General features: G+C 43.1%; 12 protein-coding genes. 2 read left to right on the top strand and 10 right to left on the bottom strand.

The genetic code is table 11. The annotated features are described in order from the left end of the window. Positions 1-63 precede the first annotated feature (63 nt). The 5 genes from RAM70_RS05700 to RAM70_RS05720 form a co-directional block, all read right to left on the bottom strand. Positions 64-396, bottom strand: coding sequence for a type II toxin-antitoxin system Phd/YefM family antitoxin (locus RAM70_RS05700; protein ID WP_002763237.1), 333 nt, complete (start codon positions 394-396; stop codon positions 64-66). Between the two features lie 68 nt (positions 397-464). After that, a complete protein-coding gene (gltB, locus tag RAM70_RS05705) occupies positions 465-5,069 on the bottom strand; it encodes a glutamate synthase large subunit (protein ID WP_312672718.1) in 4,605 nt (1,534 codons plus the stop codon). A gap of 353 nt (positions 5,070-5,422) precedes the next feature. Further along, a complete protein-coding gene (locus RAM70_RS05710) occupies positions 5,423-5,590 on the bottom strand; it encodes a hypothetical protein (RefSeq protein ID WP_190380833.1) in 168 nt (55 codons plus the stop codon). 245 nt (positions 5,591-5,835) lie between these two features. Next, on the bottom strand, positions 5,836-7,599 hold the full coding sequence (locus RAM70_RS05715; RefSeq protein WP_312672721.1) for a hypothetical protein: 1,764 nt from the start codon (positions 7,597-7,599) through the stop codon (positions 5,836-5,838). A gap of 328 nt (positions 7,600-7,927) precedes the next feature. Beyond that, entirely contained in the window at positions 7,928-8,851 is a 924-nt protein-coding gene (locus RAM70_RS05720; protein ID WP_312672723.1) for a glycosyltransferase family 2 protein, read from the bottom strand. Positions 8,852-9,344: 493 nt separating this feature from the next. On the opposite strand from RAM70_RS05720, the gene RAM70_RS05725 reads away from it, so the two are divergent. Beyond that, positions 9,345-10,037: a class I SAM-dependent methyltransferase gene (locus tag RAM70_RS05725; RefSeq protein ID WP_312672725.1), complete on the top strand. Its 693-nt coding sequence runs from the start codon at positions 9,345-9,347 to the stop codon at positions 10,035-10,037. A 317-nt stretch (positions 10,038-10,354) separates the two neighbouring features. Here RAM70_RS05725 and RAM70_RS05730 read toward each other — a convergent pair whose 3' ends face one another. After that, positions 10,355-11,242 (bottom strand): succinate--CoA ligase subunit alpha, encoded by an 888-nt coding sequence (locus tag RAM70_RS05730; protein ID WP_312672727.1) that lies wholly within the window; start codon positions 11,240-11,242, stop codon positions 10,355-10,357. 283 nt (positions 11,243-11,525) lie between these two features. Beyond that, the gene (locus RAM70_RS05735; RefSeq protein WP_312672729.1) at positions 11,526-12,710 is read right to left on the bottom strand and encodes an ATP-grasp domain-containing protein; all 1,185 of its coding nucleotides are present in this window, start codon (positions 12,708-12,710) and stop codon (positions 11,526-11,528) included. 455 nt (positions 12,711-13,165) lie between these two features. Here RAM70_RS05735 and RAM70_RS05740 point away from each other — a divergent pair, with 455 nt between their 5' ends. Then, entirely contained in the window at positions 13,166-13,840 is a 675-nt protein-coding gene (locus RAM70_RS05740; protein WP_312672731.1) for a hypothetical protein, read from the top strand. Between the two features lie 122 nt (positions 13,841-13,962). Here the strand turns inward: RAM70_RS05740 and RAM70_RS05745 are convergent, their stop codons facing one another. From RAM70_RS05745 to RAM70_RS05755, 3 genes are all read right to left on the bottom strand, one after another. Continuing rightward, a complete protein-coding gene (locus tag RAM70_RS05745; protein ID WP_312672733.1) occupies positions 13,963-14,901 on the bottom strand; it encodes a GDP-L-fucose synthase family protein in 939 nt (312 codons plus the stop codon). Positions 14,902-14,913: 12 nt separating this feature from the next. Further along, complete coding sequence (gene gmd / locus RAM70_RS05750) at positions 14,914-15,996, bottom strand: GDP-mannose 4,6-dehydratase (RefSeq protein ID WP_312672735.1); 1,083 nt, start codon at positions 15,994-15,996, stop codon at positions 14,914-14,916. 122 nt (positions 15,997-16,118) lie between these two features. Further along, positions 16,119-16,463 (bottom strand): TIGR03792 family protein, encoded by a 345-nt coding sequence (locus RAM70_RS05755; protein WP_045361941.1) that lies wholly within the window; start codon positions 16,461-16,463, stop codon positions 16,119-16,121. Positions 16,464-16,470: the final 7 nt, after the last annotated feature.

Here is a 16,470-nt window from a genome sequence, read left to right on the forward strand (position 1 = left end):
ATATAATCAATTTGGAGATACTAGATTAGGTATAATTGAGTAAAAACTCGCACAATTTCGGTTTCAGACTTCTGCGGCTTTTTCTTGCTCAATCTCGGTCTCCAATTCTTGACGTAATTCTTCTAGAGAAGTGGTGGCAGCTGTCTGAGATAATCTTTCTTGTGACCAATTTAAGGACTGAAAAAGTCGTTGAGCGTTAGCTGGAGAGCGCAAAAGATAAACTTCTTCTAATAAAGCGGATAATTCGTCAGCAGCAATCAAGGCCACATCATGATGACCCTGACGTTGGACAATAACGATCGAGTTTCCCAGTTCTACTTGTTCTAAAACCTGAAGAAAATGTTCCTGTGCTTGGGTATAGCTAGTATAGGTGGTGGGGATGGGCAGCATGGCCATTAATCAACTCCGCAGTCAAAAAATTAATCAATGGGTGCGTTAACCAAGAGTAACGCACCCCGAGGAAATTACACCGAAGTTAAGGTTTTCTCCGCGCTAATTTGCGCTTCGGGACTATCCGCTTCCGAGGGAGGGACTACTTGCCAGAATTGACCGAGATAGCTATCCCAATTAGCTAAAATTAACTTACCTTTGGGGCTATTAGTGCGTTCTACATGGGCCTCAATTAAAGATTTTAACTGTTCCGCACCGGCAGCCGTGGCAACCCGTTGAATCTTGACAATTTCGGGGTTAAGTTTCTCCGGTAGGGACGGATCGAGGATATAAGCTAATCCTCCTGTCATCCCGGCGCCGACGTTGCGACCGACGGAACCAAGCACGACAATTACCCCACCGGTCATGTATTCACAGAGGTGGTCCCCGGCCCCTTCGATAACCGCTTTCGCGGTGGAATTGCGGACAGCAAAGCGTTCACCAGCGCGACCATTAACGTATAATACCCCACCGGTAGCCCCGTAGAGACAGGTATTACCGATAATAGCGTTATCTTCGGGCTGATAATTGGCGTTTTGGGGCGGTACGATGACAATTTCGCCGCCGTAGATGCCTTTACCCACATAATCGTTAGCTTCTCCCTCTAAATGGAGATTGACACCGGGTAAATTAAAGGCTCCGAAACTTTGACCGGCCGCACCCTGGAAATTGAGCTTAATTTCGCCTTCAAAGCCGTCATTCCCGTATTTTTGGGCAATTACCCCCGCAATTCTCGCCCCGACAGAGCGATCGGTATTGACAATCCTGTAGGTTTTGCTGACGGTTCCCTGTTGCTCGATCGCTTGTTTAATCTCGCTATCGGCTAGAATATCGTCATCGAGAACAGCACCGTTACTATGTACTTCCTCGTGCTGCAACCAAGAGCGATCGCCACGTCCATCGGGTAAATTCAATAAACAATCAAGATTGAGGGATTCTGTCTTAGTTAAACGAGCATCGGAGCGCACTTTTAACAGATCTGCTCGGCCAATCACCTCATTTAAACTGTGATAGCCTAATTTCGCCAATAATTGCCGCGTTTCCTCAGCCACCAAAGTGAAGAAATTGACCACATGAGCGGGAATTCCAGGAAAACGAGCGCGGAGACGTTCCTGCTGAGTAGCGACTCCCACAGGGCAATTATTCGTGTGACAGACGCGGGCCATGATACACCCCTCGGCAATCATGGAAATGGAACCAAAACCGAATTCCTCCGCACCCATGAGAGCAGCCATGAGGATATCCCAACCGGTTTTCAGTCCCCCATCTGCGCGCAAAATCACCCGATGACGCAGTTGATTTTCCATTAACATCCGATGCACTTCCGTTACTCCCAATTCCCAGGGACTACCCGCGTGTTTGATCGAACTTAGGGGTGATGCACCTGTACCACCATCGTGGCCCGAAATCTGGATAATATCAGCGTTAGCTTTGGCAACTCCGGCCGCAATTGTACCGATACCGATCTCGGCCACTAATTTGACGGAAACTTTGGCCCGGGGGTTAATTTGGTGTAAATCGTAGATTAATTGCGCTAAATCTTCGATCGAGTAGATATCGTGGTGAGGAGGGGGAGAAATCAAGGTAACACCAGGTTTTGATCGCCGTAACATGGCAATATAGGGACTGACTTTTTTCCCGGGTAATTGACCTCCTTCTCCCGGTTTTGCTCCCTGGGCCATTTTAATCTCTAGCTGTTTTCCACTCATTAAGTATTCGGGAGTGACTCCAAAACGACCCGAAGCTATCTGTTTAATGGCAGAATTGGCTGTATCACCGTTTTTTAAGCCGTTTAGGTGGGGCATGGTCACGGAATGTCCCTCGGCATCCACATCGCTTAAGCTGGTGTAACGGATCGGATCTTCTCCCCCTTCTCCGGAATTGGACTTACCTCCGATGCGATTCATGGCGATCGCTAGGGTTTCGTGTGCTTCCCGGCCCAAGGCACCGAGGGACATTCCCCCTGTGCAGAAGCGTTGCAGGATACTTTCGATCGATTCTACTGCTTCGAGGGGAATTGAGGCTCGATCGCTGTTAAATTCTAATAAGTCGCGTAAAGCGGTGACAGGTCTTTGCTGCAAGATTTGACGATAGGTTTCGTAATGGTCATATCCTTCACCTTGGGAGTGAGCGGCCACGGCTTTATGGAGTGCTTTCGCCATTTCCGGGGAATTCATGTGGTATTCTCCCCCCGGACGGTAGTTGACAAAACCGTAGTTTTCTAGTTTTTTAGCGGTAAGATTGGGGAAAGCTTTACTGTGGAATGCGATCGCTTCTTGGGCCACCTCAGCAATGCTTAAACCCCCGACGCGACTGGTAGTACCGTTAAAAGCTAGTTTAACTAAATCTGCCGATAATCCGATCGCCTCGAAAATTTGCGCCCCATGGTAGGAAGATAGGAGAGAAATACCCATTTTCGAGAGGATTTTCAGTAATCCTGCTTCTACGGATTTGCGGTAATTAATTAGGGCTTTTTCGAGGCTAATAGCTTCTAATTTGCCATTTTCCATCAATTTCTGAGTTTTTGGCTCGATCCACCACTGGGCGATCGTTTCTAGGGCCAGATAGGGACAGACTGCGGAAGCACCATAACCAATTAGACAAGCGAAGTGATGAGTACTCCAACATTGGGCCGTGTCGATCACGATCGAAGCTTTTAAACGCAAGTGTGAGCGAATCAGGTGATGATGGACGGCACCAACGGCCAATAAAGGGGGAATATAGCTAGTTTTTTCGTCAATAGGAGCAGTTCTGTCACTGAGAATTAAAATTTCTGCTCCCGATGCTACTTTCTTGGCGGCCTCAGCACACAAATTAGCGATCGCGGTTTCTAATCCCCGGGGGCCGGTGGTCAGATCATAAAGGGTAGAAAGTTCGGCTGTTTTGTAGCTAGAGGTTTTAACTTTGGCTAATTCCGCATTATTGAGCAGGGGAGAGTCTAATTTCAGTAAATGTGCGTCATCAACCCCTAATTTAAGGATATTGCCCCGTCGTCCCAGATACATAGTCAAGGACATGACTAAACTTTCCCGTAAGGGATCGATGGGGGGGTTAGTAACTTGGGCAAAACGTTGTTTAAAGTAATCGTAGAGAAGATGGGGTTTACTGGAGAGGACTGCTAGGGGAGTGTCATCACCCATACAGAAAGTCGGTTCTTTTCCCTGTTCTGCCATGGGAACGATAATCATATCCACATCTTCGGATGTATAACCGAAAGCGGTTTGCAGGGGAAGAAGATTACTAGGAGCGGGAATGTCGAGCGCTGTTTCTTTGTCAATCAAGGTGCGTTGGGATTTCACCCATTCACCGTAGGGATTAGCTCCAGCAATTTCCTGTTTAATCGGCCAATTCCGCTTAATTTCGCCTTTTTCTAGGTCAACTGCGATCATTTGACCGGGGCCGAGACGACCTTTTTCCATAATGGTGGTTTCATCGAGGGGAATAGTTCCCGCTTCCGAAGAAACGACAATATAACCGTTGTTAGTAATGCTATAACGGGCCGGTCGCAAACCGTTGCGATCCAAACAAGCGCCGACGATTCCCCCGTCACTGAATACCAGTAAAGCCGGACCGTCCCAGGGTTCCTGTAAACCGCTATAGTATTCGTAGAAGTCGATAATTTCGGGATAATCCTGTAAATCCGGCTGATTATTGTAGGCCTCCGGCACTAGGATCATAGCTGCTTCTAGGGGACTGCGGCCGGTTCTCACCAATAATTCTAGGGCGCTATCGAGGTTATAGGAGTCGCTGTTAGCGGGGTTAACAATGGGGGTCAGGGATTGTAATTCTTCGTGGGTCCAACCTTGGGTTTCTAAAGCGGGTTCCCGGGCCGACATCCAGTTAATATTGCCCAAAAGGGTGTTAATTTCGCCGTTATGACCCAATAAGCGCATCGGTTGAGCGAGAGGCCATTTTGGTTGGGTGTTGGTGCTAAAACGTCGGTGATAAATAGCGAATTGACTGCTATAGTCGGGATTTTGCAGGTCTAGATAGAATTCTCGCAGGATTTCGCCCCGTACCATGCCTTTATAGACAATGGTGCGACAGGAAAAGGAACAGAAATAGAAATCATCGGCCAGTTGCTTACCGACTTCAGAACGGGCAATATAGAGTAGGCGATCAAATTGAGAACCGGCTAAATCGGGGGAAGTAACCAGAATTTGCTCGACGTAGGGTTGATTTTCCCTTGCTTGTCTGCCGAGGACTTGGGGACGGACGGGAACAGCACGCCAACCTAAAATCTTAATATTATATTTATTGACAATTTCCTCGATGTGTGCTTTAGCGTCGGCGCGTTCTTGGGCCGCTTGGGGAAGAAAGACCATCCCCACCCCTAGTCGCTCAGATTCTGGCATATTTAAGCCATTTTCGGCGAACCAAGGCGCGAGGACATCTCTGGGGATAGCGGTCATCATACCGGAACCGTCACCGGAATCCTGATCGGCGCTGCAGCCGCCCCGGTGTTCCAAACAACCTAAGGCTAAAAGGGCCTGTTCAATCAGTTGATGGCTGCCGGAACCGCGCACATCGGCAATAAAACCGACTCCACAAGCGTCCCGTTCCTCTACGAGCCATCGGGGACCCCAATAGGGATCGATTTGGTGTATATTGTCGGTTTTTAGGTTATTTTGTTGCGCCATAGAAGTTATCCTTAGGGTCGTTGTCTAGAAGGGTGGGATAGTTGGTCTGCTGAAAGGGTCAATCTAGAATAGAAATTTTTTTGATCTTGCCGTTTCGATTGTCGCTGATTTTTAGCCGTTACGATCCTTACCCGGCCCGTCGAGGGAATCACAGGTGATCTACCATGATATAGTAGCTCTCAGGAATTGTCATCGAAAATCCCCTAGGCAAGATGGGGGTGAAACATCTAAATTTCCCTGTTCTATCAATTGCCAGCCAAATGCACAACCTTATCTTCTTACAATAAACCAAAGACCACATTTGATCACACTCTATAACTAATTGGCCTTTTGATTTTTCAACAAACCTTTACTTAACGGGGGACAGCCACCAATTTATTGTTGGCGTAATTTTGTAACCATGACCAACTTACACCTGTAACTCTGGCAATACTTCCTGGAGAAATTCCTGATAAATTTCTGGAACTGAAAAGTTTTTCGGTGGGGCCAGTTAACCATCTATGGAGAAAAGAAATTAGCATGATGTTTTTTAGATTGGGATAAAAGGTTAAGATTCTCTAAAACTAAGGGCAATTTTGACAAGTAATATCCACTATAAATAAGGATAAGCATAACTGTTTCGCCTGTAATCTGGCACTCCTTCTACAGCCTTTCTCGTCAAGGTGAAGCACAATCTGAGAAACGCTGTAATAGCTATTTCAGTCATTTATTTTATTTGCCTTTACTTCAATAGATATCATAGCATTTAGAACGCAATAGTCCTGAATCACAAAGAAGATTGAAGAATACATTTTGCTTCCAATAACAGCAATTTTTCATTCTCAAAAACCGTGCATTGTTCCTTGAGATTAGTAAGGACAGGAACAGAACCTTGTTCTAACTTTTGTAAAGCTTCTTCGGTGGCAGGCTGAAACTGTTTTAGCCAAGAATTGTTACGAACATAATCAGAAGTTAAAGACCCCTTGTCTAATAACCAAAAATCTATTCCATACTTATTGATAAAAGTTTTGACTACTTCTAAATTATCGCTATATTGAGAGTTAATAGAATCAGTTACTCGTGAACGAAACTGATTGTAATAGCCTAGCTCATAAGGAACATCAAATTTGGGGGCAGCTAAAACTGAACGTTGGGCAAAGCTTGGTAAATTAGATGCTTCGTTGGACAGGGAAGCAATTAGTATATCTTTTGGTTGTTGTGCCAAAAACTGATATAGTTCTTTTTCCATTCCATAGTTATAACCATGAGTAGAGGTGAGATTTAAAAAACGACTGGGATAGAGTAGAAAAATTATGGCTAGGAGTAATACAATTACCTGAGCTAATATTTGTTTTTTATTCTGGAGTTTTTGGTTTTTATTATTACCCTGAGATACCCATTTTTCTAGGAAGCAAATAAAAGCATCTACAACTATAATTAAAGTCATGGCACTAGCCAGACAAATAACATACAAAAGTGAGTGGGCATAGCGACTGGGAAGATAAAGCTTGAATAGCAAGGCATGGGCTAAAAAGAATAGAAATAAAGATACAAAAATGATTTGGCTCAGAATTGTAGTGGCAGAAGTAACCCGATTGGCTAAAGGAAAACGAGATGGATAGCGTAGTAAAATCGGTAAGAATAAGCCTAAGAATAAAATTTGACTAGAAAAAAGCCAATTAAGTTGTAAACTACTGCGACTATTTCTACTAGCAAACCAGTAATTCCACCAGTTTTGACCAAAAAACACTACTGAACCTCTGGTCTGAAACTGTGGCAAACTTTTAGCCTGTGCGACCGTAATCATTGGTCCATATTCGGAAGAACTCAAAACATAGGGTAAAAGCACCAAAAAAGTGACAACTAATCCTGCACCGCATAAAAGAAAATTACTTGGCTCTAGGGACGGATGCGGCCATCCTTTTCGCCAACTTAATAATCTTAAAACTAAAATTCCACCACTTACAAGAAGATAGGGTGGATAAAATAAACCTTGCAGGACAATAGTCACTAAGCAAGGCCAGAAAGAGCGGCGTAGTAGATAGTATAAAAATGCTAAAAATAGTAAAGGACCAAAAGCTCTTGGTGTACTACCAGACAGTAAGACCCCGGTAATTTTTTGATTGAGTAAAACGGTAAAAATAAATCCCACTGCTGGCACAGGTAACAACTGTCGTGCTGAAACAAAGCCATAGCTTGTTGTCAGCAAAAGCAAGGGGATAGGCAACAATTTACTCAAAAGGATGGGGTTGATTCCTAGACTAGCAAAGGTACGATAAAGTGCAGTATAGCCGGCTGGTAGAGATGATAAAAAGTAGTCCCCTATAAAATCTTGAGGGAATAGAGATGATTGCCAAAAACGCAATAGCCAAGTTACATGAAATCTGGCATCTTCTTGGATAGAATATTCACTATTAAAACCAGCTTTTACTAAAACAATAATGTTAATTATTGCAAAAATTAAACTTAAACTGAACCAAAATAAATTTCTGGCACTGAAGAATTTTTCGGTGGGGCCAGTTAACCATCTATGGATAAAAGAAATTAGCATGATGTTTTTTAGATTGGGATAACAGGTTAAAATTCTCTCAAACAAAGTGCGATTTTAACAAGCAATATCCGCCACTATAAATAAGGACAAGCATAACTGTGTTGAGTTACTGGGGTGTTTATTTCGCCTGTAGTGAGTATCAGTGGGAGAGGCCACTATTTCACTGGTTCTCGTTAAGAATAGTTTAATTAAACAAATTAAAGTCAAAATAATTGGCAAAAATTTTCCACACGACTTGACATTTAATTTCTACTCTAACTTTACTTATTATGGCTTGTGTACTTAACCAAATTGTCACAAAAAATGCTGACTATCCCGATATTTATTATCAAGTTCGTTTATCAATCATGTCTGCTAAAAGAGCAAACATTCCTGTTTGGGTTGTCGCTATTAATAGCAGTATAGTTCTTTCTGTGAGATCTTGATAAACAACAAGATCTTGAATTAAGGTAAATAAAAACCAAAGGAAAAAAAACCCAGAAATCGGTAGAAAAACCCGAAGTGGTGCAAAATACATTCCCACCCTGAGGATTAACTGGACAAAGCGCAAAGTATCGCGGATAGGCTTAATTTTACTGTTGCCTTGGCGAGCAAAATAGTCAATCGGTTCATAATGGACTAAATAACCATTAGTTAACATGGCTAGGGTAATCGTAGTGGTAAAACTAAAAGTATCGGGTAAGATAGTAAAAAATCTCTCTACCACGCTCTTACGAAAAACCCGTAAGCCACTATTAAGATCCAGAATGCGACTATTGGTAATCCATTCGGCAAAACGGACAAGAAACCACTTAGGAATTTTGCGAATTGTTGGATAAACGACATTAGCACCAGTGCGCGCCCCGACCACCATATCGGCATTCTCTAGCAGGGCAACTAATTGGGGAATTCTTTCGTTAGGATAGGTTCCATCCCCATCCGTAATCACGATTGCCCCATATTTAGCCTGTCTAATTCCCGTTTTTAGCGCCGCACCATAGCCACGATTTCTGGGATGTTCGATTACCCTAAATGTCATCAATTCCTGAAGTTCTCGCAAGATTTCACCCGTTCGATCCTTAGAACCATCATTAACCACCACAATCTCATAGGTACAATTAGAGAGTTTTAGTTGTTCTTGGAGAAGTTCTAAAGTCGGAGTAATACCCTTTTCCTCATTGTAGACGGGAATGACAATAGAAAAAGCATCACTGATCTTCTTTCTTGCTGAACTTGACGATAATTTACTCTCCAATTTTGTACTGCTTTCCATTATTTCTAGGTGAACTGTTATTAGTTTAGCGGCTTATTATGACTGGTTTCTTCAGAGATATCCTCGTCAGGGTTAACCATAAGTAATCGGGCTAAATCAATTTCCTAGTCGAGACGGGAGACGGTCGACAGCCATCAGTTATCATTGGTCTGACTGTCTTTTCACTGATTACCGATTACCGATCAATATTTACTGGTGACAGACCTAAAAAGCTTTCGAACTAGAGAACCACGAAGTCTGACAGAGTAGGGGCTTAGATGTGTAATGACTTTTACTTAGTTACATAATCATATTTAGTCAAATGCCAGAAGAACTCAGGAAAAACTCTTCCTCAACCGTCTAGAACTTTTTGTCTGTGTCTAGGTAGTATATTTAATCTCTGCTGAACAGCGATTAAGTCCCCAATATTTCAGAACTTTACCCTACCTATCCAGTATATCAGTGTATATTGGACAGTTGTCAAGTCCTTCAAAAAAAATTAAGCAATAGATTTATGGCAGAAAAATTAGGCATCGATTATTTTGACAAAAACCGCCCCCTGGCGAAACTTCACGGCAAGACCACCCTGCAAATGCGCCGCAAAATGTATGATTTTTTAGAGAATGCCGTGGATGGTGTGAGGGGAAAAAAATTTTTAGACCATGGTTCCACACCGGAAACCACCAGACAAGCGAGTAACTGCTTTATCCGCTGGTTGCTGGAAGATGATGCTAAGGTTTATGCCTGTTCTCCCGAAGAAATTAGCCATTTAGCGGCATTTTTCCCCGGATTAGTTGTCCTTGATTGGCCTCCCACACCTTCCCAAGTAGAAGGAATTGACTATATCATCTCATCGGCGGTTATCGAACACGTCGGCAATGAACAATCGCAGATTGAATACGTCAGCAGCCTGCTGCGATTATGTCCCCGCTTATTTATCACCACTCCTAATCGCTACCACTGGCTAGAATTTCATACGCGCTTGCCCCTCTTGCACTGGCTGCCGAGAAGTTGGCATCGCGCTGTCTTAAACTTAATTGGGATGAAGTTTTGGGCTAGTGAAAAAAATCTGCGCTTGCTTGCGGAAGATGAATTTGCCCGTATTATTGAACAAGCTGCCCGAATTAATGGTTTAAAAGTTACTCTCCACTGGTATAAGCCGAAATTTCTGGGCTTAGTGTCTAATCTCTGCGTTTTAGTTAACTAAGGCTGTCAGTCCTAAAACCACAAATCTATTCCTGGCCACAAACAGAAAATAAGTTATCAAAAAAAGACGAAAAGAAGGGACTTTTTCCGATAATAAAGGGCAGAGTTAGACCTGCCCTTTGATCTTCTTTCTTGGCACTGATTACTGATTAATGATTAACGTCAGTTCGGGATAAGGGGGGAAGGAAAAGAGGGCGGCTAGTAAGCTGAAAAATATATAACCATATCCTCGATAGTTCCAGTACCCCCAACTCCAGTGCAGTCTTAACGAGTAATTTAGGTAGTCAACGGCTTACTATTGAGGCAATGGGGACAAATTCAGGACAAGACTTTCCCTAAACAGGCGGGTAAATCGGCCAATTTTTCTACCACTGTCACCCCAGCTTCTTGAAAATGACGTAAGCTATCTTTTCTGGTATTCTTAGCGGCAACAGAGTAGGAAAGTTGGTTAGAAATAATTGTTTCTGTATCGCCGAAATTGGTTTCAATCGCTGCATTTAATCCCACAAGATAGGCAATCACTGGTTTTTCGATCGCCGAGGCAATATATTTGGCAGCCTCGATTTCGGCCTTTCCTCCCACCTGACTGACGAGGAGAATCGCCTCGGTATTGTCATCTTCCTCAAAAACCTGCAACCATTGGGACAAATTGGAGCCAATAATGCCATCAGTACCCAAATTTACCGCCATAGATTCACCATACCCCGCTGCTGTTAAAGTTTTCGCCACCTCATCCCCTATGCGATCGCCGCGTGTGATCAGACCGATTGTCCCCGATTGATAAAAGTTCGGTTCACAAATACCCAACCAAAGATAATTGGGAATAATTACACCTTGGCTGCCGGGTCCGAGAATTAATGTCCCGGTGGTACTAGCTATCTTTAATAATTCCACCAGATCCAAGGGGGGAACTTTGGGGGTGACGATAATTAATTGGGGAATACCTGATGCGATCGCTTCTAAGGCCGCATCTAGGACTTGATTGGGGGGGACTAAAATTAAACTGGTTTGGATTTCTCCTGCTTCAGCAACGGCCTCGGCCACTAGATCAAACACTGGTATCTCTGCGATTATCTCACCACTGCAGCCACTAGCCACTCCCGCTACTAAACAGGTTCCTTGGGTTTTCAATCTTGCTGCATAATATTTGCCAAGGGGTCGATCGATCCCTTGCATAATTATCTGATCTTTATCTGTCCATTTCATATATTAAGTGTTGGGAGTTGTTTCAGTTATCAGTAAACAGTAAACAGTAAACAGTAATCAGTAATCAGCTTCTGAAGGCAAGAGTCAAAGGTTTTAAGTAGTCGTGCAAAATTAATTTCCTAGTGAAGATAGGCAAAAGGCAAGAGGCAAAAGGCTTCGGCCGTGAGATCAGCCGAACGGCAAGAGGGGGTTAGATATGTGTAATTAATTTTGCTTAGGTACTTAGATTGGGCCCTTGTGAACTGAAAACTCACATCTGATCACTGATCACTGATCACTGATTCTAGGCTAATTTAATGGCTGCAGTGACCACCTCTTCTAAAGACTCTAACCAATGAAAGTTAACATCAGCTAAACTCTGACTGAGATCGATCGCTTTGCTGTCAGCTAGGACGCGAAAAATTATTTGTGGTGGGGTGGGATTGAGAAAAGATCGGGGTTCCAAGGTTTGTCTTTCCTGTCGGGTGGCCCGGATCGTTCTTTCGCCGCTGCCAGGGCCGGGTGATAATGGGCTATAACTGCGGTAGTAATTGCTAATACTCTCGATCGCTTTTTGGCCAAAGTCGGGATAACTGATAATATCAACGATAACCACTTTTAAATTAGGCAATAGTTGGAATTGTTGCAGACCGGCCTCTATTTGCTCGTTTAATTGCTCTAATTCTAGTCTTTCCTCCAGTATAAGCCATGCCGCCAGTTTTGCCCCTTTGCTGGCTAAGGCATCCCAGACAGTGGACATCAAACCCTGGCCATTGCTAATCACGGCTATTCGGCCAGTTTGATCAATTATCGACCAAGGGGATTGTAATTGGGGTGGGGTCAAGGCTAGGAGATCGAGATGTCTAGCTAAAGCGGCATCATTAACAGTTATTTTGCCATCTAGGGCCATCACTTCCCCGGCTTCGTTGATACCCAAGGGATTAATCTCGATAATATCGAGATCTTTGCTGACAAAGAGACTATACATTTTTTCGAGAATTTGACTGATAGACTCGATCAAAGACCCTCTTAAACCCATAGATACGGCTAATTGCCGACAGAGATAGGGGGAAAATCTCGCTTCGATGACCACTTTTTGCATGGTTGCCAGTAAACTGTCCACATCCATCCCCCCTTGACTCGCACCCAGTAAAACTGGTCTTTGCAGATGATAATCGAGTAAAATGGCTAAAAATATCTCCTGTTGCGGATTATACCTGGCTTCTGCTAGGATTACCTCTGGATATTCTCCGGCGATCGGTAAATGAAAGATAGCATGGGCAGCAGCGATCGCATCAATGGTATTAGCGACAAATCTCACTCCTCCTGCTTTTCCCCGGCCTCCCGTGCGTACCTGGGATTTCAGCACGATAGGATAGGGAATGTTTAATCTTTTTAGTCCCCCCGGTTCGTGGATTGGTTGGGAAGGTAAAATGGGGATACCTACTTGAGCAAATATTTCCTTGGCTTGGTATTCGAGTAAATCCATAATTGATTAATTGATAAAGTGGCGGTTCTCTCTCTGCTCGTTTCGGTAGCTTGGGGACTATGAAGATTATTTTAGCAACAGCATCCAGTTCACGGGTGATCGGGGAGAATATTCTTGGTTGATAGGGATGGGGGACTTGTCGTGACGTCAATCTCGATCGCAAAACTTAAAGTTAATTCGATCGGGTGATTTTTTTTTTGATAGGATTGAACCTATAATTTTCCCATAAATAGTTCTTGTTCCCCATTAACCGTGCCAAACTAAGAACTGCGGACAAATCAAGAGTTTTGGCGTTTCAATAGACCAAATAAACTAATAACTGGCAATTACTCGAAAATATCAGTTATTTTTTGCTAAAATTCTCCTTTTTTCCGCATTTTCCTGCTTGGAAACAAACTTTTTTCCCCTTTCGTCTCTATTTTTAATTCGCTCCCACTAGGAAACTCAAGGGTAAGATGCTAAATTTTCAAAAGCAGGGTCGTCATCATCCTTTGACTCTATTAACAATGCTTTTAAGTGCTTCTTTCGTTGTGGTCTGCCTTTCCTTGACTCCTGCGATCGCACGTCAATTCGCCCCAATTAACCCGATTAAACCAATTCCTTTGGGGAATGATCAATTAATTCCTGCCGGCACAGACATCCCTGTAAAATACGAGCAAGGGGAAAAAATTCTTTTAACCAAACAAGAAACTTTTTCTTTATCTCTGACCGTCACCGATAATATCAAAAATTCCCAAGGACAGACAATTATTCCCGATGGTAGTCAGATTATCGGAGAAATTAAACCTGATGGTCAAGGTTCGCGTTTTTTATCCCAAAAAATCTTTTTAAAAACCCATCAACCCCAAGAAAAATCTATTGATGCTATTTCGGCAGTTTTCACCCGTCTAGAAAGGCTAATTAAGGGAGTTAACCCCGATAAAATTATTCAGGGTGCAGTATTAGGAAAATCCGCCGCTTCTGTCCTCGCTTCTTTTACTTCTGACCAACCGGTTAGCGAGATTATACGAGGAGGAGGATTAGAAGTATTAGCCGGTTGGTTATTACGAGGAGAATCGGTGGAATTATTGTCAATTAACCCCAAGGAAGATTTAAAATTAACCCTTCGTTCTGATTTTACCGGTCAGTAACTACTAAATCTGTTGAGTATAGGCTACATATCAGGACAGGCAAAAGGCAAAAGGCAAAAGTTAGTGTAAGCTGAGAAAAATCAGGTGTGTTAGTTATTAATCTAACACACCAGCTATCGAGACTAAGCGGCGTTTTGCCGATACCATTCAATGGTTTTTTGCAAACCTTCTTTAAATTCCATTTGAGCAACAAAACCGAATTTTTCCTGAGCGCGGGTTGTATCTAAACAGCGTCGCGGTTGACCATTCGGTTTATCTATTTCCCAAACAATTTCGCCATCAAAACCCATTAAATCACAGATTAATTCGACTAAATCTTTGATAGAAATCTCATAATTTGTACCAAGATTAACCGGGTCTGATTCATTATAGAATTGGCTGGCCATGACAATGCCTCGTGCTGCATCGGTGGAGTAGAGAAACTCCCGGGTTGGACTACCATCTCCCCAGACAGGAAGTTGTTTATCTCCCCGTTGTTGTGCCTCATAAACCTTGCGAATTAAAGCAGGAATTACATGGGAACTACCCGGATCAAAATTATCCTCTGGCCCGTATAAATTCACCGGTAAAAGATAAATTCCGTTGAAACCATACTGCAAACGATAAGACTCTAATTGTACCAATAAAGCCTTTTTAGCGATACCATAAGGCGCATTGGTTTCTTCGGGATATCCTGACCATAAATCGTCTTCATGGAAAGGTACTGGAGTAAATTTTGGATAGGCACAAATTGTCCCCACACAGACAAATTTTTGCACTCCTGCTAGATAGGCAGCGTGAATTAATTGGGTTCCCATCATCAAATTATCATAGAATAATTCTGCGGGTTTTTCCCGATTGAGACCGATGCCTCCCACATGGGCCGCCAAATGGATAATTAAATCTTCTTCGTCGGCTAAACGTTGACAGTTTTCCCAAACTCTTAAATCACAATCTTTGGACCGAGGAATTGTAATTTTTTCGGGATTTGCCCCTGCTGCAATTAATTGATTAACTACTTGCCGACCTAAAAATCCGGCCCCCCCGGTGACGACGATTCTTTGTTCGCTTAAATTCAGCATATTTTTACCTCTTTAATCCACAGTTGTCATTGAACGATTGCGAAGATAAGCCAAATCTTTTAATAACTGTCCGCTATCACCACCGTTATTAAGATTAATCCCCAAAGCCGCTAAATCCGCATCTACCATTAATTTTACCAGTCCCTCGAACGTTACCGACGGCTGCCAGCCTAATTTCTCCCTGGCTTTTGTGGAATCTCCTATTAATAAATCCACTTCCGCTGGACGCAAATAACGTTCATCAAACTCCACATAATCCTGCCAATTTAAATTAACGTATTGGAAAGAAATATCGAGAAACTCCCGGATAGAATAGGTTTCATTGGTCGCCACCACATAATCATCCGGTTCTTCCTGTTGTAACATTAACCACATCGCCCGCACATAATCCTTAGCATAACCCCAATCCCGTTTAGAATCAAGATTTCCTAAATAGAGTTTTTTCTGTTGTCCGGCAATAATTCGGGCCAAGGCGCGGGTAATTTTGCGCGTGACAAAAGTTTCTCCACGCCGGGGGGATTCATGGTTAAATAAAATGCCGTTACAGGCAAATAAGTCGTAGGATTCCCGATAGTTGATTGTTTGCCAGTGACCGTAAACTTTCGCACAAGCGTAGGGACTGCGGGGATAAAATGGCGTGGTTTCTTTTTGGGGAACTTCCATGACTTTCCCAAACATTTCCGAGGAACCTGCTTGATAGAAACGCACTTCGATGCCGGTTCTTTTTTGGTAATCCCGAATTGCTTCTAGTAATCTTAAGACCCCCACCCCCACAGCATCAACGGTGTATTCTGGGGCATCAAAACTAACCCGCACATGGGATTGGGCCCCTAAATTATACACTTCTACCGGTTGCACTTGTTCAAGGATACGCCGCAGGGTCGTCCCGTCGGTGAGGTCGCCATAATGAAGAAATAATTTAGTATCGGGCTGGTGGGGGTCAGTGTAGATATGATCGATGCGATCGGTGTTAAAAGTTGAAGTACGACGGATGATACCGTGGACTTCGTAACCTTTTTCTAATAATAATTCGCTCAGATAGGAACCATCTTGACCGGTGATGCCAGTAATCAGGGCGCGTTTCGGTTGAGTCATCAGTAATTTACCTAATCGGGAAGAATAAAGACCAGGGCAGGGTCTGACTGCTTATAGCACACTTTAGCCCCTTAGGACAAGTTTGGCTAGGTTGAGAGGGGACAAAAAGATGAATTGATTTTTTATCCGGGCTGCATAGATTCTAAATGGTTCTGACAATTTTCTCGAAATTTTCTGACTTGAAATTCCTTGACTTTGATTAATCGATAATTATCTTTTCCCATGGCGAGGGAAAATTTGGCTTCGGTGTCATCAAGTAAATTTTTGGAGATAGCTTTCCACTGTTCTTGCGTTTGCCAATGGGCAACGATAATTAATTCCTCCTCGATAGCGGGATTAATCCAAATTTCTTTACCTAAAAAACCCGCTTGTTTTGCTAAAAACTTTGTCCAAATTTCTTCATCTTTTTGGATAAATTTTTCCCTAGCTTCGGGTTTAACTTGAAATTCTAACCACTCAATGACCATAGTAATT

This window comes from Microcystis wesenbergii NRERC-220 (assembly GCF_032027425.1).
Lineage (GTDB): Bacteria > Cyanobacteriota > Cyanobacteriia > Cyanobacteriales > Microcystaceae > Microcystis > Microcystis wesenbergii_A.

What these genes read in the sequence shown, in the direction of transcription:
- RAM70_RS05745 (WP_312672733.1), bottom strand. Translation starts at nt 14,901, where the DNA reads ATGCTGAATTTAAGCGAACAAAGAATCGTCGTCACCGGGGGGGCCGGA.
- RAM70_RS05735 (WP_312672729.1), bottom strand. Translation starts at nt 12,710, where the DNA reads ATGGATTTACTCGAATACCAAGCCAAGGAAATATTTGCTCAAGTAGGT.
- RAM70_RS05740 (WP_312672731.1), top strand. Translation starts at nt 13,166, where the DNA reads ATGCTAAATTTTCAAAAGCAGGGTCGTCATCATCCTTTGACTCTATTA.
- RAM70_RS05730 (WP_312672727.1), bottom strand. Translation starts at nt 11,242, where the DNA reads ATGAAATGGACAGATAAAGATCAGATAATTATGCAAGGGATCGATCGA.
- RAM70_RS05755 (WP_045361941.1), bottom strand. Translation starts at nt 16,463, where the DNA reads ATGGTCATTGAGTGGTTAGAATTTCAAGTTAAACCCGAAGCTAGGGAA.
- RAM70_RS05715 (WP_312672721.1), bottom strand. Translation starts at nt 7,599, where the DNA reads ATGCTAATTTCTTTTATCCATAGATGGTTAACTGGCCCCACCGAAAAA.
- gmd (WP_312672735.1), bottom strand. Translation starts at nt 15,996, where the DNA reads ATGACTCAACCGAAACGCGCCCTGATTACTGGCATCACCGGTCAAGAT.
- RAM70_RS05710 (WP_190380833.1), bottom strand. Translation starts at nt 5,590, where the DNA reads ATGCTAATTTCTTTTCTCCATAGATGGTTAACTGGCCCCACCGAAAAA.
- RAM70_RS05700 (WP_002763237.1), bottom strand. Translation starts at nt 396, where the DNA reads ATGGCCATGCTGCCCATCCCCACCACCTATACTAGCTATACCCAAGCA.
- gltB (WP_312672718.1), bottom strand. Translation starts at nt 5,069, where the DNA reads ATGGCGCAACAAAATAACCTAAAAACCGACAATATACACCAAATCGAT.
- RAM70_RS05725 (WP_312672725.1), top strand. Translation starts at nt 9,345, where the DNA reads ATGGCAGAAAAATTAGGCATCGATTATTTTGACAAAAACCGCCCCCTG.
- RAM70_RS05720 (WP_312672723.1), bottom strand. Translation starts at nt 8,851, where the DNA reads ATGGAAAGCAGTACAAAATTGGAGAGTAAATTATCGTCAAGTTCAGCA.